At 37.4% G+C, this 21,020-nt stretch carries 22 protein-coding genes; 15 read left to right on the top strand and 7 right to left on the bottom strand.

From position 1 onward, the window contains the following. The first annotated feature begins 101 nt into the window (after window positions 1–101). The 10 genes from CDOM16190_RS10575 to CDOM16190_RS04345 all read left to right on the top strand — a co-directional run bounded on the left by CDOM16190_RS10575 (window position 102) and on the right by CDOM16190_RS04345 (window position 8,940). Entirely contained in the window at window positions 102–491 is a 390-nt protein-coding gene (locus tag CDOM16190_RS10575) for a hypothetical protein (RefSeq protein ID WP_211437403.1), read from the top strand. Window positions 492–544: 53 nt separating this feature from the next. Further along, on the top strand, window positions 545–865 hold the full coding sequence (locus tag CDOM16190_RS10570; protein WP_211437402.1) for a hypothetical protein: 321 nt from the start codon (window positions 545–547) through the stop codon (window positions 863–865). Between the two features lie 94 nt (window positions 866–959). Then, window positions 960–3,155 carry a phosphoribosylformylglycinamidine synthase subunit PurL gene (gene purL, locus CDOM16190_RS04380; RefSeq protein WP_170019042.1) on the top strand — a complete coding sequence of 732 codons (2,196 nt, stop codon included), beginning with the start codon at window positions 960–962 and terminating at the stop codon, window positions 3,153–3,155. After that, the gene (locus CDOM16190_RS04375) at window positions 3,121–4,179 is read left to right on the top strand and encodes an SDH family Clp fold serine proteinase (RefSeq protein WP_170019041.1); all 1,059 of its coding nucleotides are present in this window, start codon (window positions 3,121–3,123) and stop codon (window positions 4,177–4,179) included. Before purL ends, CDOM16190_RS04375 begins: the two co-directional genes overlap by 35 nt. A gap of 13 nt (window positions 4,180–4,192) precedes the next feature. Next, complete coding sequence (locus CDOM16190_RS04370) at window positions 4,193–4,960, top strand: TerB family tellurite resistance protein (protein WP_349644376.1); 768 nt, start codon at window positions 4,193–4,195, stop codon at window positions 4,958–4,960. Beyond that, the gene (locus tag CDOM16190_RS04365; protein WP_169973839.1) at window positions 4,947–5,456 is read left to right on the top strand and encodes a GNAT family N-acetyltransferase; all 510 of its coding nucleotides are present in this window, start codon (window positions 4,947–4,949) and stop codon (window positions 5,454–5,456) included. Before CDOM16190_RS04370 ends, CDOM16190_RS04365 begins: the two co-directional genes overlap by 14 nt. After that, window positions 5,428–6,960, top strand: coding sequence for a bifunctional phosphoribosylaminoimidazolecarboxamide formyltransferase/IMP cyclohydrolase (purH, locus tag CDOM16190_RS04360; protein ID WP_170019040.1), 1,533 nt, complete (start codon window positions 5,428–5,430; stop codon window positions 6,958–6,960). Before CDOM16190_RS04365 ends, purH begins: the two co-directional genes overlap by 29 nt. 170 nt (window positions 6,961–7,130) lie before the next feature. After that, complete coding sequence (locus CDOM16190_RS04355) at window positions 7,131–7,478, top strand: hypothetical protein (RefSeq protein WP_170019039.1); 348 nt, start codon at window positions 7,131–7,133, stop codon at window positions 7,476–7,478. Continuing rightward, entirely contained in the window at window positions 7,479–8,660 is a 1,182-nt protein-coding gene (locus CDOM16190_RS04350) for a peptidase M50 (protein ID WP_170019038.1), read from the top strand. After that, window positions 8,650–8,940 carry a metal-sulfur cluster assembly factor gene (locus CDOM16190_RS04345; RefSeq protein ID WP_169973847.1) on the top strand — a complete coding sequence of 97 codons (291 nt, stop codon included), beginning with the start codon at window positions 8,650–8,652 and terminating at the stop codon, window positions 8,938–8,940. The genes CDOM16190_RS04350 and CDOM16190_RS04345 overlap by 11 nt, the downstream gene beginning before the upstream one ends. Before the next feature lie 91 nt (window positions 8,941–9,031). On the opposite strand, the gene ftsZ is transcribed toward CDOM16190_RS04345, so the two are convergent. From ftsZ to CDOM16190_RS04325, 4 genes are all read right to left on the bottom strand, one after another. Next, window positions 9,032–10,174, bottom strand: coding sequence for a cell division protein FtsZ (gene ftsZ, locus CDOM16190_RS04340; protein ID WP_169973849.1), 1,143 nt, complete (start codon window positions 10,172–10,174; stop codon window positions 9,032–9,034). 14 nt (window positions 10,175–10,188) lie between these two features. Next, on the bottom strand, window positions 10,189–11,607 hold the full coding sequence (gene ftsA / locus CDOM16190_RS04335; RefSeq protein ID WP_169973851.1) for a cell division protein FtsA: 1,419 nt from the start codon (window positions 11,605–11,607) through the stop codon (window positions 10,189–10,191). Window positions 11,608–11,612: 5 nt separating this feature from the next. After that, window positions 11,613–13,088, bottom strand: a complete 1,476-nt coding sequence (locus tag CDOM16190_RS04330; RefSeq protein WP_170019037.1) for a peptidylprolyl isomerase — start codon at window positions 13,086–13,088, stop codon at window positions 11,613–11,615. A 132-nt stretch (window positions 13,089–13,220) separates the two neighbouring features. Then, complete coding sequence (locus tag CDOM16190_RS04325; RefSeq protein WP_170019036.1) at window positions 13,221–13,799, bottom strand: class II aldolase and adducin N-terminal domain-containing protein; 579 nt, start codon at window positions 13,797–13,799, stop codon at window positions 13,221–13,223. Window positions 13,800–13,865: 66 nt separating this feature from the next. Here CDOM16190_RS04325 and rsmH point away from each other — a divergent pair, with 66 nt between their 5' ends. Continuing rightward, window positions 13,866–14,798 (top strand): 16S rRNA (cytosine(1402)-N(4))-methyltransferase RsmH, encoded by a 933-nt coding sequence (gene rsmH / locus CDOM16190_RS04320; RefSeq protein ID WP_170019035.1) that lies wholly within the window; start codon window positions 13,866–13,868, stop codon window positions 14,796–14,798. After that, complete coding sequence (locus CDOM16190_RS04315) at window positions 14,788–15,072, top strand: hypothetical protein (RefSeq protein ID WP_169973859.1); 285 nt, start codon at window positions 14,788–14,790, stop codon at window positions 15,070–15,072. Before rsmH ends, CDOM16190_RS04315 begins: the two co-directional genes overlap by 11 nt. Before the next feature lies 1 nt (window position 15,073). Here CDOM16190_RS04315 and CDOM16190_RS04310 read toward each other — a convergent pair whose 3' ends face one another. Then, window positions 15,074–15,586 carry a hypothetical protein gene (locus CDOM16190_RS04310; protein ID WP_169973861.1) on the bottom strand — a complete coding sequence of 171 codons (513 nt, stop codon included), beginning with the start codon at window positions 15,584–15,586 and terminating at the stop codon, window positions 15,074–15,076. 143 nt (window positions 15,587–15,729) lie between these two features. Between CDOM16190_RS04310 and CDOM16190_RS04305 the strand changes: the two genes are divergently transcribed. Further along, entirely contained in the window at window positions 15,730–16,587 is an 858-nt protein-coding gene (locus CDOM16190_RS04305; RefSeq protein WP_170019034.1) for a D-amino-acid transaminase, read from the top strand. Window positions 16,588–16,589: 2 nt separating this feature from the next. Here the strand turns inward: CDOM16190_RS04305 and CDOM16190_RS04300 are convergent, their stop codons facing one another. Next, window positions 16,590–18,590, bottom strand: a complete 2,001-nt coding sequence (locus tag CDOM16190_RS04300) for an SH3 domain-containing protein (RefSeq protein ID WP_249934113.1) — start codon at window positions 18,588–18,590, stop codon at window positions 16,590–16,592. 51 nt (window positions 18,591–18,641) lie between these two features. Between CDOM16190_RS04300 and CDOM16190_RS04295 the strand changes: the two genes are divergently transcribed. Both CDOM16190_RS04295 and CDOM16190_RS04290 read left to right on the top strand, forming a co-directional pair. Further along, the gene (locus tag CDOM16190_RS04295) at window positions 18,642–19,964 is read left to right on the top strand and encodes an ATP-dependent DNA helicase (protein WP_170019033.1); all 1,323 of its coding nucleotides are present in this window, start codon (window positions 18,642–18,644) and stop codon (window positions 19,962–19,964) included. Beyond that, complete coding sequence (locus tag CDOM16190_RS04290; RefSeq protein WP_170019032.1) at window positions 19,961–20,473, top strand: hypothetical protein; 513 nt, start codon at window positions 19,961–19,963, stop codon at window positions 20,471–20,473. Before CDOM16190_RS04295 ends, CDOM16190_RS04290 begins: the two co-directional genes overlap by 4 nt. Before the next feature lie 2 nt (window positions 20,474–20,475). Here CDOM16190_RS04290 and lolA read toward each other — a convergent pair whose 3' ends face one another. Then, window positions 20,476–20,988 carry a LolA-like outer membrane lipoprotein chaperone gene (lolA, locus tag CDOM16190_RS04285; RefSeq protein WP_170019031.1) on the bottom strand — a complete coding sequence of 171 codons (513 nt, stop codon included), beginning with the start codon at window positions 20,986–20,988 and terminating at the stop codon, window positions 20,476–20,478. Between the last annotated feature and the right edge of the window lie 32 nt (window positions 20,989–21,020).

Genomic DNA, 21,020 nt, shown 5'->3' with positions numbered 1-21,020 from the left:
CTGCTTTTTGAGTTATATTTATGAAGTGATTTAAGATAAATTTATGAAAAACACGCGAACTTCAAAGCCTGATGTAAGATACGACAAAGCTCTATTTTTCTTTGCTGCTTATCATTCCTTGGATATTTTTCTTTAGTGCGGCTTATTTAAGCAGGTTGCCTGAGGCTTTAAATTTTACTTTTTTACAAGGTGTTTTAAGCATCGTAGAACTTATATCTCCTTGCCTTGTTGCTTTTTATCTATTGACTAGCAAAGGGGTCAAATTTAAAGACATAAGACATAGATTTAGCCTTAAAAACGTAAACAAATTTTATCTATTCTTAGCTTTGTTTCTTACTTTTATAGCGCTTGTTATGGCGCAATTTATATCGCTTATCTTTGGGCATGGTTTGGAGCAGTTTTATATCTCAAGTAAAACCAGCTTTGAGTCCGCTTTGTTTAACTCATGGTTTATACTGATTTTTGCTGCGATTGCCGAAGGGCTTGCCTGACACACTTACGGTACCGACGCACTAAGGGCGAAATTTAGCCTTTTGCTTCATCTATGATATTTGCTTTTTACTGGGCGCTTTGGCACTTGCCCTTGTCTTTTATCAAAGGCTATTATCACAGCGAAGTGGCTTTTGGCGGGCTTTTATATAGCTTAAATTTTATCGTAAGCCTGTTTGTTTTCGTGATCTTAATGAACCGGCTTTATTTTAAGACAAACAGAAACATAACCATAGCCATCCTCTTTCATCTTTTTGCAACTCATCCTGATAGCAAAGTGATACAAACGGCTATACTTTTGCTTATAGCCATAGTTGTCGTGGCAAAAAATAAAGAGCTATTTTTCAGCTCAAATTTTAAATTTGATGATGTGTAAATTTTAGGCTTGACATTCTTTATGAGCCTCTTGGTTTATGAAGTTTTTATGCTTGTTTCAGTAAAATAATTAAAATTTTTTCTGAAGGGATAAAATGGATAAGGCTACGATAAAAGCGCATAAAATTAGCGACGGCGAGTATGAAAATATACTAAAAATTTTAGGGCGTGAGCCGAATTTGCTTGAGCTGGGGATATTTTCTGCTATGTGGAGCGAGCATTGCAGCTACAAATCAAGCAAAAAATACCTAAGCGGTTTTCCGACCAAAGCTCCTTGGGTCTTGCAAGGTCCCGGCGAAAACGCAGGCGTTATAGATGTGGGCGATGGGATTGCAGCCGTATTTAAGATGGAGAGTCATAATCACCCAAGCTTTATCGAGCCTTATCAGGGTGCAGCCACTGGCGTGGGCGGAATTTTGCGCGATGTATTTACTATGGGCGCAAGAGTCGTGGCGAACATGAACTCGCTTAGATTTGGACAAATTAGCGGTAGCTCAAGCGTAGCGCGCCACCAAAGATATCTTGTAAAGGGCGTAGTGGCAGGAATTTCTCACTACGGCAACTGCATGGGTATCCCGACTGTTGGCGGTGAAGTGAGCTTTGATGAGAGCTTTAACGGAAACATCCTTGTAAATGCCTTTGCTTTGGGGCTTTGCAAGAGTGATGAAATTTTCTACGGCAAGGCTGAAGGTATAGGAAATCCCGTAATATACGTAGGCAGTAAGACCGGTCGCGACGGACTTGGCGGAGCCGTTATGGCAAGCGATAGCTTTAACGATGAGAATAAATCCTTGCGTCCGACTGTTCAAGTTGGCGATCCGTTTGCAGAAAAACTGCTTCTTGAAGCGTGTCTGGAACTATTTAAGAAAGATTACATCATAGGCATTCAGGATATGGGCGCAGCAGGCCTTACTTCAAGTAGCTTTGAGATGGCCGGACGAAGCGGAAGCGGTATGAAGATGTATCTTGACCGCGTTCCGATGAGAGAAAGCGGCATGACGCCTTATGAGCTTATGCTTAGTGAAAGCCAAGAAAGAATGTTGATATGTGCCAAAAAAGGCTACGAGCAAAAGGTTGTAGAGATATTTAAGAAATGGGACTTGGACGCTGAGATCATAGGTGAGGTAACCGATACCGGCAAGATGCAGCTTTACTGGCATGGCGAACTTGCAGGCGAAATTCCGATAGATCCTGTTGCGCAGGCTGCTCCGGTGCTTGATCGTCCTACGAAAAAGCCGGCTTATCTTGACGAGATAAAAGATATAAATTTGGATAAATTTGAAAAAGTTGATAACGAAACTGCCTTTAACAAGCTTTTGCGCGATCCGCATATCTTAAATAAGTCTTTGATCTACGATCAATACGATGCAAATATCCAGACAAATACGATCAAGCAGCCTGGAAATTTAGGCGCTAGCGTTATCCGCGTAAGAGAGAGCGGCAGAGCCATAGCTATGGGTATGGAGTGCAGCCCTCGCCACAATTATGTAAATCCAAAAATAGGCGCTGCTATGGCGGTTGCTCTAAGCGGTAGAAAGGTAGCTATGAGCGGTGCTATGCCTCTTGCTATAACCGACTGCTTAAACTACGGAAATCCTGAAAATCCCGAATTTATGTGGCAGTTTGCACAAGGTTGCGAGGGTATCAAAGAGGCGTGCCGAGAGCTAATGACTCCAGTTGTAAGCGGAAATGTGAGCCTTTATAACGACACGGACGGCGTAAGTGTGTATCCGACACCTGCTATCGTAAGCGTAGGCGTAAATGAAAGCGCTCATAAAAATTTACCGAGCGTCTTTGTAAAAGAGGGCACACCGATATATCTAATAGGTGAAACGACAGGCGAATTTGCCGCAAGTCTTTATATGAAAAATTTATACAACTCGGTTAGCGGCGAGCTAAAAGAGATCGACTATAAAAAAGAAAGAGCGCTTTGGGGGCTTGTGATAGAGGCAAATAAAGAAGGGATTTTGGAATTTGCAAACTCAGTCGGCACGGGCGGAGTAGCTATGACGCTAGCTAAAATGGCTTGCATGAGTGGCGTAGGCGCAAAATGCGAGTGCAAATTTAGCGATAGTAGATGGATATTTGACGAGAGCTTTTCGCGCGCAGTTGTGGGCGTAAAAGACGAAGCCAAATTTAGCGAACTAGCAGGCAAATTCGGACTTAAGATAAGTAAGATAGGCGTAACCGGCGGAGATAAATTTGAGATCGACGGCGTTAGCGAAAATTTAAAAGAGATGAGCGAGGTTTACTTTAATGAGTTTGCTAGGGTTATTAAACAAGAAGACTGAGGAAAAAGATCAGGAAAGAGAGCAGAAAATGGGTCAGCGAAATGTGGCTAAGCCTCCGATTTTATTTAACGAAACACAGCAACTTATAAAAGCGATAGAGGCTAAGCTTGGCGGTTCGCTGATAACCTACTACAACTCAAATGCGGGCAGTGTGTGCGGTAACGACGCAAGCGCGATGTATGAAATTTTAAAAGGCAAAAAGATAGAAAACGCCTTTTTGTTTATCAAAAGTGACGGCGGTAGCGGTATCGCCTCGCTTCGCATCATCAGCACTCTTAGAAATTATTGCAAAAACATAACAGCTCTTGTACCTGCAAACTGCGCTTCTGCCGCGACTATGATGGCGCTTGGCGCAAACGAGATCGTCATGGGTCCGCTTGCGTATCTAACTCCCGTTGATACCTCGCTTAAGCATGAGCTAAGCCCTGCAAATAAAAACAACGAGCTTGTAAGCGTATCTATGGACGAGCTAAGCCGCGTGATAAAGCTATGGAAAACAAATGAAAAAGATAAGGATGAAAACCCGTATAAATCGCTGTATGAATACATCCATCCACTAGTTTTTGGTGCGGTTGATCGCGCCAGCTCTCTTTCTCTTAAAATTTGTCGTGAAATTTTACGTTATCACATCGATGATGAGGAGAAAATTCTAAAAATTTCAGAAAGGTTAAACAGCGATTATCCGGCTCATGAGTATCCTATACTATTTCGTGAGGCCGAAGAGATCGGGCTTCATGTAAAAAAGATGGATGATGAGCTAAATGAGATGCTTCAAGAGCTTACTTTGCTTTATTCGGAAATGGGACAAAGGGCGTTTACGGACTTTGATGAAAACAGCTATCATGATAACAACATCGCAAATATCATCGAAGCAAACGGCAAGCAGATATATTATCAGATAGATAAAGACTGGTTTTATCGTCCTGATGAGCGCCGCTGGAACGTCATGAACGATGAGAGCTCATGGCGCAAGAACGAGCTTGTTAACGGCAAACTAAAAAATACTATCTATCACCTTTGGTAAAATAGGCGCAATAGTGGGTAATTTTTTTATTGTTATACTTATTGTTCTTGCCATATATCTGCTTGCCTTTGATTTTGGTAAGAATCCTCAAAATATGAGGCAAAACGTTAAAAACTCAAGAAAAAAAATCCTATTTGAAGAGGCTAAATATATAGTAAGCTTGCTTGCAAAAGTTGCTAAAAGCGATGGAAGGGTAAGTGAGCTGGAAGCTCAGCTAGTAAGCGAGATACTTGACGATATAACCTCTATGTTAGGTGGTGATACAAGAAAAAGAGATGAATTAAAGCAAATTTATAACACTCAAAAAGAGGATTTAAATAATGTTTATGACGTTGCTAGAGAGTATTATGAAAAATTTAAGCTAAGTAAAAATGACGCTATTGCTAAGGTTTCGTTTCTTATAAATTTAGCTTATATAGACGGCAGAATTTTAAATGCGGAAAGAATTGTAATTTCTCAAATAGCCGATGCCTTTAATATATCGGATAGAGTATTGGAAGAGATATTTGATAAATTTGATAGATTTTATGATCAAAAAAGATATGAGCAAAGAAAAGATGACTCATATTATAAAAAGAGTCCGTATAGAGTGCTAGGGCTTCGTGAAAATGCAGCGTTTAGCGATGTTAAAAAGCGCTACCGCGAGCTTGTGAAAAAGTATCATCCGGATATCTTGATGGGCAGGGGCGAGAGCGAGGAGATCATCGAGCGCTCAACCAGAAAGCTTCAAGAGATTAATGAAGCTTACGAGGAGATAAAGGCTAGCAGTGCAAATAACTAAAGGCTACACAAGCGGCTGTGTGGGCGATATAATCTCGCTTAATGCGAAATATTACGCAAAAAGATTTGATCTTGGCAAGGCTTTTGAAACGAAGATAGCTAAAGATATAGCCGAATTTGTAGCTAGTCTTAAAAGCGGAAAACGAGAGCTATTTACTTGCGTAAAAGATGGCGCTTTGGTCGGTTGTATAGCCGTTGATGAGAGTGAAAACGCAGCTCTGCTTAGGTGGCTTATAGTTGATGAAAAATTTCAAAACCAAGGCATTGGAAGAGAGCTTTTAAAAGAGGCGATTAAATTTTGTGATGAAAATTTTGATGAAATTTATCTATATACAAACAAAGAGCTTGAAATAGCTATCAAAATGTATGAGAAATTTGGATTTGAGCGCGATGAGAGCTTTGTGCCAAGGCGATATGAAGAGCTAAACGAACTTGAAATTTTAAGATATATCAAAAAGAGGAGAGGAAATGAGAGCGTTAATCAGTGTGAGCGATAAAGAAGGGGTTGTGGAGTTTGCCAAGGGGCTTGCTTCGCTTGGCTTTGAGATACTTTCAACGGGCGGGACGCATAAGCTGCTTGTGCAAAGCGGTATAAATTCGCTTGAAGTGAGCGAGTACACAAAGAGCCCAGAGATGTTTGAGGGTAGGGTAAAGACCCTTCATCCTAAAATTCACGGCGGAATTTTGCATAAAAGAGATGATAAAAACCACGTAGCGCAAGCCGAGAAAAACTCTATCGGAGGGATTGATCTTGTTTGCGTAAATTTGTATCCATTTAAAGAGACTACCATTAGAACCGATGACTTTGAAGAGATCATAGAAAATATCGATATAGGTGGACCTGCGATGGTGCGAAGTGCGGCTAAAAATTTTAAAGATGTCTATATCGTAACTAGTCCGCTTGACTATGAAGCTGTGCTTGAAAATTTAAGAAACGGAGAAAATGCGCTCGAATTTAGACGCTCGCTAATGATAAAAGCCTATGAGCACACAGCAGCCTACGACTCGATGATAGCAAACTACATGAACGAGCGGTTTAACGGCGGCTTTGGCGAGATGAAGTTTATCTCCGCTAGCAAGGTGTTTGACACAAGATATGGAGAAAACCCGCACCAAAAAGGCGCTTTGTATGAGTTTGATTATTTCTTTAGCAATAACTTTAAAGCATTAAAGGGCGAAGCAAGCTTTAATAATATGACCGATATAAACGCGGCTTTGATGCTTGCAAGTAGCTTTGATGAAGCACCTGCGGTAGCTATCGTCAAGCACGCAAACGCTTGTGGCTTTGCGGTAAAAACAAGCCTGCTTGAAAGCTACACCGAAGCGCTAAAATGCGATCCCATCTCGGCTTATGGCGGAGTTGTGGCGATAAACGGAACTCTTGATAAGGCTTTAGCCGAAAAGATAAATGAGATTTTCGTCGAAGTGATAATTGCTGCAAATGTCGATGAAGAGGCTTTGGCGGTTTTTGAATCCAAAAAACGTATCAAAATTTTCTCTCAGGGAAATAAATTCCTAACAAGAGCAAACGACAAATACGACTTTAAGCATGTTGACGGCGGATTTGTCTTTCAAGAAAGCGACGAGGTTAAGCCTAGCGAGCTTGAAAATATGAAGCTACAAACAACGCGCGAGGCGAGCAAAGAGGAGCTAAGAGACCTTGAGATAGCTTGGAAAGTGGCTGCACTTACTAAGAGCAACTGCGTGGTTTATGTGAAAAATTCAGCCATGGTTGCTATCGGTATGGGTATGACAAGCCGTGTGGATGCCGCAAGGGCTGCGGTAAATAAGGCTAGAGATCTAGGCATCGATCTTAACGGATGTGCGCTTGCTAGCGAGGCGTTTTTCCCGTTTAGAGATAGTATAGATATCGCTTCTGAAGTAGGCGTAAAAGCCATTATAGAGCCGGGCGGCAGTATCCGTGATGATGAGGTTGTGCAGGCTGCAAACGAGCACGGTATGGCTCTATACTTTACGGGGGTTAGGCACTTTTTACATTAAGAATTTAATAAATTAGCAAATTTAAGCCGCTTTGACAAAGAAATTTGGCTTAAATTTGCTTTATTAAATTAAATATTTGCTCCATAAATTAAACATATCTTGAACTAAATCAATAAATCCACGCTAAATCTAAGAGTATAATTATCCTAAATTTTAAACAAGGATAAAAAATGAATGAATTTTTCAAAAACGCAACCGAGATCAAAGTAGAGGGCGCAACGCTGCCTTTTTATAAATTTAGCGAAGACGGAGTGGAGTATATCGGGTTTGATTCGAGAAAATGCGTGCCGCCTGAGCCTATGGTAAATGCTCTTGTGGCTTTAAATTTGATAGCGGATAGCAAAAGTAAAGTAATGATGATAAATCACCACTATCCGGTCGCTCTCATCCCAAAAATCGAGCATAGCTACGACATCTCGCACGAAAAACTTGAAGGCGAAGAGGTAAAGGTAATAATCAGCCTAAAAGAGGGCGCAAGTGCACAAACTCTAGATACAAACGTAAAATGCGGTGGCTAAATGCTACTAAATACATTTGCTCCGCCGTTTAGTCTGGTAGGCGGATACTTTATCGTGGGGATTTTGTTCCTGCTTGCAAGCGTGTTTGTGTTTTTTGGAGTTGATTTAAATGCTCTTATAAGCCTTAAAACTGCCGGATTTTTCCACGTATATCTTGTTGGCTTTGTAATGAGCATCATCATCGGCGCGCTCTATCAGCTTACTTCCGTCATTCTTGAAAAAGCTTTTTCGACTATAAAATTTGCTTTTTTAAATTTGTTTTTATATTCGGTTGGCGTTTTAGTGCTAAGCCTTGGGATGTATCTTGAGAAAATGGCGCTTATCCATGCTGGAGGCGGGATTTTATTTATCGCGCTACTATTTTTTACCGTTACTTACGCGCTTAGCTTTTTAGGGGCTAAAAAGGGCGGTTTGGCTGTTGTTGCGCTGCTTATTTCGGCTCTATTTTTGCTTGTGGGAGTCGTGCTTGGCTTCATACTTATCTTGATACTGTCCGGTAAATTTGCGCTTGATTTTGAGCTGATTTTGCATTACCACATCTACTTTGTACTTGGCTTTGTGTTTTTGATCATAGTTGGTGTTGCAAGCGTGCTTTTGCCTATGTTTGCTCTTGTGCACGATCTTAAATTTTATCTTAGCAAGCTATCTATCGCGCTATTTTTAGCAGGCGGTGTGGCGCTTAAATTTAGCCTTGAATTCGCTCTTATATTGATAGCTTTGAGTGTGATTTGCTTTTTGCTTGAAGCGCTTTTGATACTTAAAAAAAGAGTTAGAAAGGCTTATGACTACTGGAATTTAAATGTCTTTTTCGCTCTTGTTTGGCTGTTTGTTTGCATAGTTTGTATAGCTCTTGATAAGATAGAATTTGCCGTATTTACGCTTACTTTTGGCTTTTTATACGCCTTTATCGTCGGACATCTTTATAAGATTATGCCGTTTTTGATCTGGTATCATTATGTGGCGAAATTTGTAGGCAAGGCTAAGGCGCCTTTGCTTGATGATATGATGATAAAATGGGTGGCGAATTTATCTTTGGCACTTCAGACGGCTTCGGTTGCGGCTTATTTTGGAGGTTTAAATTTGCTAAGTCAAATTTGCCTTGCATTGAGCGTAGTGCTAGTTGTGGTTAATGTAATAAACTTTTTTAAATATACTAAATTCGGAGTTCAAAATGAAGGATAAAATTTATAAGGCGCTTTCAAGTATAGTTGATCCCGAAGTTGGATTTGACATAGTGTCTTTGGGGCTTATATATGATGTTGAGGAAAATGATGGTAGGGCGGTTGTTACGATGACGCTTTCAACTCGCTCCTGCCCGCTTCACGAGCTTATCTTAAGCTGGGTTAAGGGCGCGACTTTAAGCGTTGAGGGCGTAAATGAATGTGATATAAATTTGGTCTGGGAGCCTGCGTGGAATATCTCGATGGCAAGCGATGAGGTAAAGGCAGCTCTTGGGGCTTAAAATTTGCTTAAATAAATTTGGGTTTAAAATTTGATATAAAAGAGGTTAGATCCGCAGAGTGGCTTGTGCGGATCTAAAATTTGAGGATTTATTAGTCCATTTGGTGTCTGATGTATGTAGGCAGTTCAAGTATGGCTTGAGCCTCTTCACTATCATACCCGCCGCTTACTTTAAGTTTATGTAGTCTTTGATTTAAAAACGGATTACCTGAGAAGGCTTGGTTATTTTGCTCAGGAGTGGTTTTTATCTCATCTTTACTCCTAAAACCTGTTGCAACTATCGTAACTTGAACTTTGTTATTTTCTATATTATCATCTGATGTTGTACCAAAAATTATATCAGCATCCTCGTGGGCTGCCTCGTTTATAATAGTCATAGCCTCATCTATATCAGACATCGGACATTCTGGGTGAATTCTAAAGTGAACCAACACTCCCATAGCGCCATTTATAGAAACATCATCAAGAAGAGGTGACTGGATAGCATTTTTGATAGCTTCTTGAGCGGACTCTTCACCTTCAGCCTCCCCAACTCCCATTAGAGCCATTCCTCTATGCTCCATTACCTTTTTAACGTCTGCAAAGTCAAGGTTAATATCGCTTTTTCCTGATCCAAGCACTATTGTGCTCATACCGCTTACGGCGCGCGCTAATACGTCATCTACTATTTTAAAGCTATCTTTGATGCCTGCTTTTTTGTCTATAAGGGTTAGTAGTTTTTCGTTTGGAATAACTACTATAGAGTCACTCTCTTTTCTAAGCTCTTCAAGACCTATATCTGCTAATTTTTTACGTTTCTTACCTTCAAAAGGAAAAGGAGTTGTTACGACAGCTATAGTTAGAGCGCCTACCTCTTTAGCAACTTGAGCTATCACAGGAGCCGCTCCAGTACCTGTGCCGCCGCCAAGACCTGAAGCTATAAATACAATGTCTGAATATTCGAGTGTGCTTTTGATCTCTTCGTAGCTCTCTTGTGCGGCTTCTCGTCCCACTTCAGGCATCATTCCGGCACCAAGACCTTTGGTTTTTCGCTCTCCTAATTGAAGCTTGGTATACGCCAAAGAGTTATCAAGAGCTTTTACATCGGTATTGGCTACAATTAGATCAATGTCTATATTTCCACCGCTCTCTCTTATCATATGATTTATCATATTTCCGCCGCCACCACCAACACCTACGACTTTTATCTTAGCGCCGTAAGTATTTTTCTTCTCCTCTACAGTAAAGCCACTCATGCATCATCTCCTAGTTAAAATAGTTGTGTCATTTTTTGCCAAATTCGCGAAAACCAACTATCTTTTTTCTCTTTGTTAATATTCGCAATGTCAGCTAATTCGTGTTTATCTTCGATTTTTAAGTCTTCTATATCAAACTCATCATCCAAAACACTTCCTTGAAACATTTTATTACTGGCCTCATTTTGTGTGTTTGTAGTTTGATTCTTTGAATCTTGGACTATATTTTTCAAATTTTTATTTTTTATAATAGACTCATCCTTGTATCTCATCTTTTTTTCAGAATCTATCTCATAAGGCGTAAAATACCCTGCACCATACATGCAAAGACCTATAGCGCAAGAGTTAGCAGGATCTCTCATGATCTCGTAAAGCCCCTCTGTTTCTCTTGGTTTTGCTATTCGAATAGGCATGTTATCAAAGATGGCAGACGCCAGATCTCTTATGCCTTCAAGCTTTGTCATACCACCTGTCAGAACGACTCCTGCTGCAATAGAGTTTTTATAACCGCTATCTTCTAACATTTTTGCAAGTATCATAAGCGTCTCTTCGGCTCTTGCATAAATAACGTTTGATATGACATCAAGCGATACTTCTTGAACTTTTCCGTCATCGTTTATAGGAGGAATTTCAACTAGCTCGTTGGCTCTATTGATAAGCGAGCCGTAGTTTATCTTTATCTCTTCGGCTTTTAAAAGCGGAGTGTGAAGCGCTGCTGAAAGATCGTTTGTGATATTTGCAGAACCTACACCTAAAAATTCGTTATATCTTATAGAATTTCCGGAGTGAACTATCATATCGCAAGTAGCACCTCCCATATCTATAAGAGCTACTCCTAGATCTTTTTCGTCTTGATTTAAGGTAGCTATAGCCGAAGCATAACTTGAAAGAACTATATTGTCAGGCTCGACTCCGGCTAAATTTAAAGCTTTTCTTAGATTGCTAAGTGAAGATTTTTGTGCCGTTATTATATGGGTTTGAACCTCAAGTCTGCTTCCGTTCATTCCCAAAGGATCTTCTATATGCTCTTGATCATCTACTTTAAAGTTGTATGGAAGTATATGAAGTTTTTCGTAATCATTATGAATCAGGGCTCTTCTGTCTGATTCAAACATTGAGCGATTTATCTCTTTGATTCCTATTTCGTGATTTGGTATATTTACAACTCCGTTACTGTCTACACTCTTTGTGTATGCGCCAGATATTGATACTACAACCTTTTCGTAATAAGTTCCAGCTATTCTTTGGGCATCCACTAAAGCATTTTTTATAGATTTGGAGGCTAACTCGATATTTGTTATGATGCCTTTTTTTATACCTTGTGTTTTTGCTGTTCCGATGCCGATTATTTTGAGTCCATTTTCGTCATGCTGAGCTATTACGGCACATACTTGAATAGAACCGACATCGATGCCTAGAATTTTAGTGCTCAAGATCACTACCTTTTGTAATAATATTCTACTTGATAACGTTTTTGTAACGCACTTGTTAGATCTTTAATGAGTTCGCTATTTTTAAGATAACTAACATTTTGTGTTACTATATCTTTATACTCATTTTCTTTTTTGTTATCAAGCAACTGCTGTTCCAAAATTTCGTATACAACGGCTTTATTGTCTAATAAAATATATCCTTTTTTGTTATTGCTATCAAACAAGTTACTAACAAAAGCATTAAATTCTGTACTGCTTAGATCTTCTATGTTTAAATCAGAATCTCTGCTTATAAAGCCTATGTCCTTACCTTTAAAGCCCTCTTTTAGTAGGTTTTTAGCCTTTTGTTCTATTAGCTCTTTCCCTTTGATCTCTTTATAGATCACTAATACTTGTTCTTTTGCCTGCTCATAGCTCATAACCTCAGGTTTTTTAACTTCTATAACCTTGGCTATCATATATCCATCTTGATTCTCTTTAGAAAATTCAAAAGGCTTTATTATATCACCGGCTTTTAAGTTTTTTAGTTCGTCTATTATAGGAAAGCTAAAGTCATCTTCTAATACCGTTTGTTTATCGCTAAGTTTTTTCTCGCCTTTTTTGACTAAAAGATACTCTTCTAGTGCTGTTTTTTTTGTACTTTTGAAGTTATAATCTTTTAAAACATCTTTTTTAACCGTCTCAAATTCTTGGATTTTATCTTCGCTATCTTTATATGAATTTTTATTTTCGTTGTAAAATTCTTTTAATTCTGTTACGTTCACATCGGCACTGATAGCAGTTATAAAACTTGTTTCTAGATTATATTCTGTTTTAGTTTTGTAGTTTGTCTTGCTTTCTTCCCATAGTTTTTTTACTCCGTCTTCATCTATGAGTATCTCATTTTCTGCCGCTTTTATAACTTGTAAAGAAACTCTATCTTGCATTAAGAAACTAGATGTCATCATATCTATATCGTCTTTGTTTGTAGGTAAATTGATCGCATGTCTTAATTTGTCAAGTAATACTACTCTTTTTAGATTTTTTTCATAATCCGCAGGATTTATTCTAACTCTTTTTAAAACGTCATTGTAAAGATCTTTACTAAATTTGCCGTCAATATGAAAATTTTGATCGGCGACTATGTATTTAACTATGTCATCATCATTTACGCCAAGCCCTAAATCGTCAGCAAAATTTAATAACAAATTTTCTTGCACCAAGGATTCTATGGCTAAATTTTCAATCCCCATCTCTTTGGCTTTTTCTTCTGTTAGTTTTCCATCAAGCAGTTGGTTGTAATAAGAGTATAATTCGCCATATTTATTTTGAAATTCCTGGACGCTTATCGCTCTATGTCCGACTTTGGCTACCGAAGTAGATTTTTCGGTGTTCATGCTATAAGCTCCCCATCCGACAAAGCCTGCTCCGACGAACGCTATAGTGCTTATCCAAATAGTGACCACTAAGTATTTTTTATGCTTTTGCATCCAAGTTATCATTAAGTTCCCTTTAAGCTAACAATTAAAATTTTAGATTTTATTTTACCGAATTTATGTGAATGTAACCTTAAATTCGCACTTTATAATATGTAAAATTTATAAATTTACTAACATTTTAACACTGTTAGTTATCTATATTTCGTATGAATGTGCTATATGAAGTAATTTGCACGTATTTTCAAGGATTGCAACATCTTTTGCGAGCTGGTATGCTGTTCTGTTATAAACATAGACTCCATACCCTTTTATAATCATAATATTTGTCTTGTTTTCTTTCAAATAGCGATAAATTTCAGTATCTGCTCTTTCATACCAGTCATCAAACTGCTTAGGATCATATATTGGAATTTCGTGGTGCTTCATATATCCAAAATAATCTTTTGGTTTTATAAAAGTGTGATTTAGGGTATATGCGGTTAAATAAGGTGGCATCGCATAACAGACATATTTGGCCTCATTAATGTTTTTGTAAATATTTATGTGTATGTCAGCATCTAAGCTTGCATCATTCCATCTATAATCTTTTTTAGAATTTAAAAGGACTAAATCTTCCTCTTTAAGATTATCAAAAATAGCATTTTTTTTGTTTATCAAAAACTGCTCAAACTCTATTCTGGCAGATATTGAGCCATGAAAAATACCTAAAAAATTCTTCCTAAACATAGAGAGTGAAATTTTACTTATCTGTTCGGCTGAATATTTTAAATCCATGACTTAACCTTTGATGAATTTGTTTTTTGTTATTATACATAAAAAATATATTTTACAAGGATAACTTTGGAATCGCCACATATTCCCGTTTTGCTAGAGGAAGTTTTGTCTACTTTTGATGATATTAAATGCGGAAGTATAGTGGATTGCACTCTTGGTTACGCGGGTCATTCTAGTGCTATTTTGACTCACAATAAAAATGTAAATTTAATAGCCTGCGATAGAGACGATGAAGCTATTAAATTTTCCTCTTGCAGACTTAAAGAATTTGCCGGTAGAGTTAAAATTTACAAGAGTAGATTTTCTGAAATTTTAAATAAAATCGACACAAAAGAGGTTCGCGGAATTTTAGCAGATATTGGAGTCTCATCTCTTCAACTTGACAAAGACGATCGAGGTTTTGGTCTAAAAAGTGAAATTTTAGATATGAGAATGGATAAAGATTCTCAAATTTCAGCCTTTGATGTTGTAAATTTTTATGACGAGGATAGATTGGCTCAAATTTTTAGAGATTACGGTGAGCTTGCAAACGCAAAACAGATTGCATCAAAGATAGTTTTGGCAAGAAGAAATGGCGAGATAAAGAGCGCTAGTGAGCTTGCAAATATAATAGGAACTAAATTTTTAAAAAATAGAAGCATAAGTCCTGCTACCTTGGCTTTTCAGGCAATTAGAATAGAAGTAAATAACGAATTAGCGGAGCTTGAGACTCTGCTTGACGCTATAGAAAATTCAGATATTGATGACTGTGTGGTGGCTATAATAAGCTTTCACTCACTAGAAGATAGGATAGTAAAAACAAGATTTAAAAAGTGGGCTAAAAGTTGTATCTGTGACAATGTCGCAATGCGCTGTACTTGCGGAAATAATCACTCAAAAGGCGAAATAATAACAAAAAAAGCTATAATGGCATCCTCTAAAGAGACAAAAGAAAACCCAAGAAGTAGTTGTGCAAAGATGAGAGTGTTTAAAATTTTAAGAGGCAATAATGCAAGATAAAGAGGATTTACTAGCCCTTCATGAAGAGAGCCAAAAAGTAGAGCAAAATTTAGATTTCAACACTCTTTTAATAGTCTATATAATTATGTTAATAGCTTTCACTATATTTTTACCTAAAATTTATATAACAAATCAAATTTACTACACAAGCCGTGAGATAGCTGATTTAAGTGGTAAGCGAGATGTGCTTTTAGAGGAAAATAGAGATCTTAGGCTAAGAGTTGAACAGATCAAATATAAGCACCAGATCTCTGATCAGTTAAATTTGAAATAAGTTATTTTATCCCTGTCTCAGACTGCGCTACCAATCTTTCCAATACATATTTTTCTAAATCTTTTCTCGGAATCTCGTTTTTTGTAGCTTCGTTATATATCATTTCAACTCTAGTGGAGTATTTTTCATAAGGAAAATATGGAAAATGTATAGCCCAAGCCTTTTTTATAAGTTCTTTACTGATGGCCTTTCTTGCCCAAATTTTAAACATGTCAAATCCAATAAATACAAGAGCTGTGGATATAATAGAGCTTATTATAGATAGGTGAAAATCAAGCCTTGTGAATAGATTGTGAGTCAATGTCAAAAGTGTCCCTACTATCAAAATACATATTATTCCATAGACAAGATATGTTTTAAAATATCTAAATTTGAAATTTAACTTAGCCGGATCAATAAGCATTCCCTCGTTAAAAAGGCAGTTTGCCTCAAGCAGATCACGAAATAATACAGGCTTCTTTGACACTACAAAAATATTTTCTAAAATTATTTTTTTAAGCTCACTATCTCTCATTTTCTCATACTTTTTCGTAAATTTCCTTTTAATTATATCAAAAAAAAATTTAATAAGCGACTTAAGGCTTGACAAATTTATATTTATGGGCTTTTTTATGATCTCTAAGTTAAAATTATACAATTTTAATCAAAGGATATGTGATGAACGGAATTGTATATATAAATGGAGAATTTGTAAAAGCCGATGAGGCTAAAGTAAGTGCTTTTGACAGAGGATTTATATTTGGAGACGGAATATACGAGGTTGTGCCGGTTCTTAATGGAAAGCTTGTAGATAGAGAGGATTTTTGGCATAGATTTGATAATAGTTTAGCGGCCATTGAATTAAATTTGCCTTGCTCAAAGAGTGAATTTGAAGAGATATTAAAAGAGGTTATAAGCAAAAATAGCTTGCAAGAAGGCGGGGTATATATGCAGATAACCCGTGGAGTGGCAGAGAGAAATTTTAAGTTTCTAAAGGGACTTAAGCCTACTATTTTTGTATTTTGCTACAAACAAAAGATTATCGAAAATCCGGATTCAAAAACAGGTATAGAAATAGTAAGTGTTGAAGACATACGATGGAAGCGCAGAGATATCAAGTCTATCTCGCTTCTGGCTCAATGCTATGTCAAAGAGCAGGCGGTAAAAAGAGGCGCTTACGAGGGATTTATGGTAGAGGACGGTTTTGTTACTGAGGCTACAAGCTCAAGTGCATTTATTATCAAAGATGGTGTTTTGATAACCAAACCTCTTTCAAATGAAATTTTGCCAGGGATTCGTCGAAAAAATATCTTGGAATTTGCCGATAAAGCCGGCCTTGAGGTTGAGCAGCGTGCATTTACAATGAGTGATGTATATAATTCTGATGAAGTTTTTATATCTGCGGCTACACTTTTGCTTCTGCCAGTCATTAAAGCTGACGGCAAGTTGATAAATGGAGGTAAAATAGGCAAATATGTTCCTATTTTAAGACAGATGTATGCAGATAAGGTAAAAAAAGAGGCGGGAATTTTATAAAATTACCACCTATATAAAAATTCTGGGCGGTACTCAAAATGCATCGTGTCAAAGCTGACCCAGCGACCGCCCCAAATAAATCCGTGTTTTTCAAATATCCTAACTATTGCTTCTGGAATTTGATTTTTATAGACGCCATCCTTGCTCCACTGCCAATAATCGCTCTTGTCGGTATTTATATCTATTGCGATGCCGTAAGCGTGCGCGCTTTTGCGATTTGTTTTAGCAATCAATCGGTAGTTGAAGGTGCCAGATGGGTTATCTAAAAATTTAAGCATCTCAGGCTCTTTGCTAACAAGCTCGTCAAGCTTTTTAGAGACCGCTTCAAGAGCCTTTGATGCGCCATTTTGAGAGTTAAATTTAAACCTTTTATTTATGTGGTTTTTTAGCCATACCACATCTACTAAATTTTTTCTTATACTTTTTTCATCGTCTCCGTAAATTTTATCTAAAAGCCCGTAGTTTCTATATCTTCCAGCATCATTTACGGGCAAGGTTAATGGCTCAAACAATGGATATTCTTCTGTAAAAATATCCTCTATATCCGCGCTATTTAGCAGCTCTTCTTTGTTTTTTATCTTGCCGTCATTAAAAATTTCACTAGTGCCGTCTTTGAAAATCACCGAATTTTCACTTATATTCACATTATAGGCCTTGGCTATAATATCTTTAAAAGTTGGCTCAGATGCCAAGATGTTCATAGAGTCTATCTTGGAAATTAACAAATTTTTACTATCTATGTCCTCTCTATCCTGCCCGATTTCAAGTGAGGTTATCGCCACTCCTCCCACCAAAGCCCTTCCGTCATTTTTGGTCTTTAACCCCCACATGTCATGAATGGCTATTGGCTTATCGTCTTTTGTGCCGGCATATAGCATTATGTGTTCCGGCAAGTGAAGCAAGGTCATATATGGCAAGGCTTCATCTTTTATTTTTCTTATTTTTTCTTCATTTGATAAGTTTTCTAGTGAAATTTGTCTGCCTATTTTACTTTGAGCCCGTGAATTTCTAGGAAGCCAGATTCCAAACCCTCCTAGGAAATCTTGTGTAAATAAAGAGCAGTCGCGGTTATCTCCAAAACCTCCCCAGCCATAAGGCTGTTCTAGCATACTTGAAGCCAGTTTTTTGATGTTTTGGTCATTGAAGATAAGCGGATATGTGGCTGAAATTTGCTTTGAAATTTCATATTTTTTTACTCCAGCTCTAGTGTGAATTTGCCCGTAAAATTTATATTCATCCTGTTTTGCAAAAGGTAAAATCGCACCTATTCGACCAAAAAACAAGAAATTTCCATCCTCGTCATAAACTGCAGATCTATCTTTTGTTATGGTTATAAAATTTGAGCTTGTTAGCTCTTTTGCTTCTTTGTGGCTTAAAATTTGAATGTCGTTAGCTTTAATCCATGCCCAGGCATTATCGCTTCCCACAAACGCCCAAGCTCTATCTAGTGAGTAGTGCGAGAGCAAAACGGGAGTTCCTATAGATATGGTCGAAAGCTGCAGATAATCAAAGGGGTAACCTTCTCCTGCACGTGCCGGATTTATAAAGATAGGCTCATCTGTCGGCAGATTTCTAAGACTCGTGTTAGCTGTCGTAATGGCCGGCAGTGAAAGGGTGCCAAAGGCTGAAGTGTTTGCGTTAGTTTGAAGCTCATTAAACCACTCATCCTTGGTAGGCTTGAAATTTAATCCGTAATACTGTCTGTTTTTAGAGTTTTTGTATAAATTTATAGCCCAAAAAGCCTCTTTTTTACTAACAGGTGGCTTTTTTAGATAAAGCACTCCGAAGCGTTTTTTCAGTAGAGCTTCTGCGTCAAATTTAATGTTTTTTTGGTTTGTAGGAAGTGATAGTTCGTTTTGTTCTATATCTAAATTTAGATAGGAGATTCTACCCATACTCTCTTTATTAAGTGATTTTTCAGCATCGTTTTTAGGTACCAAAGAACTCTTTGAGCATGAGGTAAAAAATATTGCTATAAAAATTAGAAAAACTATCCGTTTCAAATTTATCTCCTTTGTTTTAGGCTATAATTTTACAAAAAATTAGGAAAATCATTGTTAAATCAGATTTTAAAGATCTTGCAGAGGTCAAATCTATTTCTAACCGGTAGAGGTGGAGTAGGCAAAAGCTATATAACAACTTCTGTTATAAAACACTACAAAAATGAGCTTAAAAACGTAGTGGTGCTAGGAAGCACGGGCATAAGCGCCGTTAGTGTCGGTGGAGTTAGTGTGCATAGTTTTTTTAAATTCGGGATTTGCTCAAATTTAGAGGAGCTAAGAGGGCTTGATAGAAAGCAAAAATCACAATTAAGCAAGGTAAAAGCTGTGCTTGATAACTGTGATTTACTCGTGATAGATGAGATATCTATGGTTAGCGCAGGGCTTATGGAGATGATTTACTATAGGCTTATAAACTCTAAATTTGTAGGTAGAATAATGCTCGTGGGCGATTTTTACCAGCTTCCTCCAGTGCAGAAAAAAGAGTCTAACCCAAATTCCTTATTTAAATTCGTATACGCATTTAGCTCCTATGCGTGGAGTGAATTCGGTCTTAAAAACATAGAGTTAGTAAAATCAAAACGGACAAAAGATCTAGAGTTTTATGAAATTTTATCTAATTTAAGAGTGGGTAGATTAGATGAGAAAGTTATAAAATATATTGAAAATTTATGCGTAGATAAATTTGATATAGATGATAACACTAGTGTGCTTTTTGGTAGAAACTATGAGGCTGATAGACTAAATGCGGCAATGCTTGAAAAGCTTGATAGCAAGCTTGAGATATCAAATGCTTTGGTTGAAATTCACGATGAAAAACTACACGAAAAGAGCCTTGAAAACTGGATAAATAGCCTTAGCGTGCCTGAAATTTTGCATATTAAGGTGGGTGCCAGAGTAATTTTTGTCACTAACAAATGGGGTGAGTACTATAATGGTGAGCGCGGAGTAATAATGCAAATTTTAAAAGATGGCAACAGTATAGAAAGCGTCATAGTGCAAAAGACAAACGGCGAGATAATAGAGGTGATGCCAAGCAGATTTGAGCTTACAGAATTTGAGCTTATTGATGATAACATAGAGCAAAGGGTCAGGGCTTCTTTTTTGCAGTTTCCGTTTAAGCTGGCTTACGCTTTAACAATCCATAAGTCGCAAGGGATGAGCATAGATGGCTTGGTTTGCGATCTAAATCATATCTTTGCAAACGGACAGCTTTATGTCGCACTATCTAGGGCTACAGATCCTAAAAAGCTAAGGCTGATATATCAAAGAGGACAAAATTTTAGGGATTATTTAAGAAGTGTTGTTAAAATTGATGAAGAAGTTGATAAATTTTATAGAGAAAATGTCTTTGAAAATATTAGGGAGGAGATATGAAAAAGCTCTTTTTGCCACTTTTTTTGGTGGTTTTTGGATTTGCAGATCTACTTAATATAGAAAATTTTGAAGCCGATTTATACTCAAAAGATAGTCAAAATTCGATAAAAAAAGTAACAATTAGCCTTAGAGTTTCAGGCAGAGATGTGAGCGATAATGAAGCTTATATCTTTGATGGGCTTAATGTAGTTATAGGAAGCTTTTATGTAGAGGATCTGCTTACCTCTATGGGCAAGGAGAAATTTAAGGAGACATTTGCTAAATATACCGCCAAAAAACACTCCGTGGATATTGATGAGGTGCTTATAATCTCGCTTAAGATAGTACGCGAGCCAAAATTGGAAGAAATTTTACAGATTATAAGAGAGCAGGGAAACTATCTTACAAAAAACAAAGATAAAAGCAAAAATGACGAGGATGATCTCATAATACGAAAAGACGGCAAGATAGAACTAAAGCCTCTTGATCTAAATTCCATTAAAAATTTCGGCAAAGACTTTGGCGAATAAATTTAGTGGTTTATCACATCGTAGTGTGACGGGATAACCGGAGTCAAAAGCTCATCTCTTATCTGGTAGTTTTTGACTACGTTTTGAAAGATTATTTTTATCTTGTTTCCAAGCCTATCTTCATAGTCGATTCTTGATGGATGGCTACCTTTCATAGTCAAAAAATACTCAGTATCATCAAAATCAGCTTTATATAGACCCTCTTTGATCTTTTTGGCCTCTTTTAAAATATCTCCCAAATTTGGCATATTTTTTACTCTTGAGATTATGGCTTGCTCTAATGCCTCTTCCAAAACTACTACTTTTTTATTATCAAAATATATTTTTTTTGCTGTCGGTCTAGTATATATCCAAAGTGCGTTATTGTCGTTTCTAAGATAAAATTTGCCGCTATAATCGATTGAAGTTTTGTTGCTTGTAACTGTTTGTGTAAAATCGCCTTGGATTGTGTTAAAGTCGAGAGGGGATGAAAACGAGGCTATATAAAGGGATAAAAACAGTATAAATTTTTTCATTACTTTCCTTTTAGGTGCGAATTGTAGCTAAG

The organism is Campylobacter sp. RM16190, from assembly GCF_012978835.1.
In the GTDB taxonomy this organism is placed as follows: Bacteria; Campylobacterota; Campylobacteria; order Campylobacterales; family Campylobacteraceae; genus Campylobacter_A.
Note: the sequence above shows the minus strand (reverse complement) of the source record. Positions and strands in the feature narration are given on the sequence as shown.

What these genes read in the sequence shown, in the direction of transcription:
- CDOM16190_RS10570 (WP_211437402.1), top strand. Translation starts at nt 545, where the DNA reads ATGATATTTGCTTTTTACTGGGCGCTTTGGCACTTGCCCTTGTCTTTT.
- purL (WP_170019042.1), top strand. Translation starts at nt 960, where the DNA reads ATGGATAAGGCTACGATAAAAGCGCATAAAATTAGCGACGGCGAGTAT.
- CDOM16190_RS04375 (WP_170019041.1), top strand. Translation starts at nt 3,121, where the DNA reads ATGAGTTTGCTAGGGTTATTAAACAAGAAGACTGAGGAAAAAGATCAG.
- purH (WP_170019040.1), top strand. Translation starts at nt 5,428, where the DNA reads ATGAGAGCGTTAATCAGTGTGAGCGATAAAGAAGGGGTTGTGGAGTTT.
- CDOM16190_RS04355 (WP_170019039.1), top strand. Translation starts at nt 7,131, where the DNA reads ATGAATGAATTTTTCAAAAACGCAACCGAGATCAAAGTAGAGGGCGCA.
- CDOM16190_RS04350 (WP_170019038.1), top strand. Translation starts at nt 7,479, where the DNA reads ATGCTACTAAATACATTTGCTCCGCCGTTTAGTCTGGTAGGCGGATAC.
- CDOM16190_RS04345 (WP_169973847.1), top strand. Translation starts at nt 8,650, where the DNA reads ATGAAGGATAAAATTTATAAGGCGCTTTCAAGTATAGTTGATCCCGAA.
- ftsZ (WP_169973849.1), bottom strand. Translation starts at nt 10,174, where the DNA reads ATGAGTGGCTTTACTGTAGAGGAGAAGAAAAATACTTACGGCGCTAAG.
- CDOM16190_RS04330 (WP_170019037.1), bottom strand. Translation starts at nt 13,088, where the DNA reads ATGATAACTTGGATGCAAAAGCATAAAAAATACTTAGTGGTCACTATT.
- CDOM16190_RS04325 (WP_170019036.1), bottom strand. Translation starts at nt 13,799, where the DNA reads ATGGATTTAAAATATTCAGCCGAACAGATAAGTAAAATTTCACTCTCT.
- CDOM16190_RS04315 (WP_169973859.1), top strand. Translation starts at nt 14,788, where the DNA reads ATGCAAGATAAAGAGGATTTACTAGCCCTTCATGAAGAGAGCCAAAAA.
- CDOM16190_RS04310 (WP_169973861.1), bottom strand. Translation starts at nt 15,586, where the DNA reads ATGAGAGATAGTGAGCTTAAAAAAATAATTTTAGAAAATATTTTTGTA.
- CDOM16190_RS04305 (WP_170019034.1), top strand. Translation starts at nt 15,730, where the DNA reads ATGAACGGAATTGTATATATAAATGGAGAATTTGTAAAAGCCGATGAG.
- CDOM16190_RS04290 (WP_170019032.1), top strand. Translation starts at nt 19,961, where the DNA reads ATGAAAAAGCTCTTTTTGCCACTTTTTTTGGTGGTTTTTGGATTTGCA.
- lolA (WP_170019031.1), bottom strand. Translation starts at nt 20,988, where the DNA reads ATGAAAAAATTTATACTGTTTTTATCCCTTTATATAGCCTCGTTTTCA.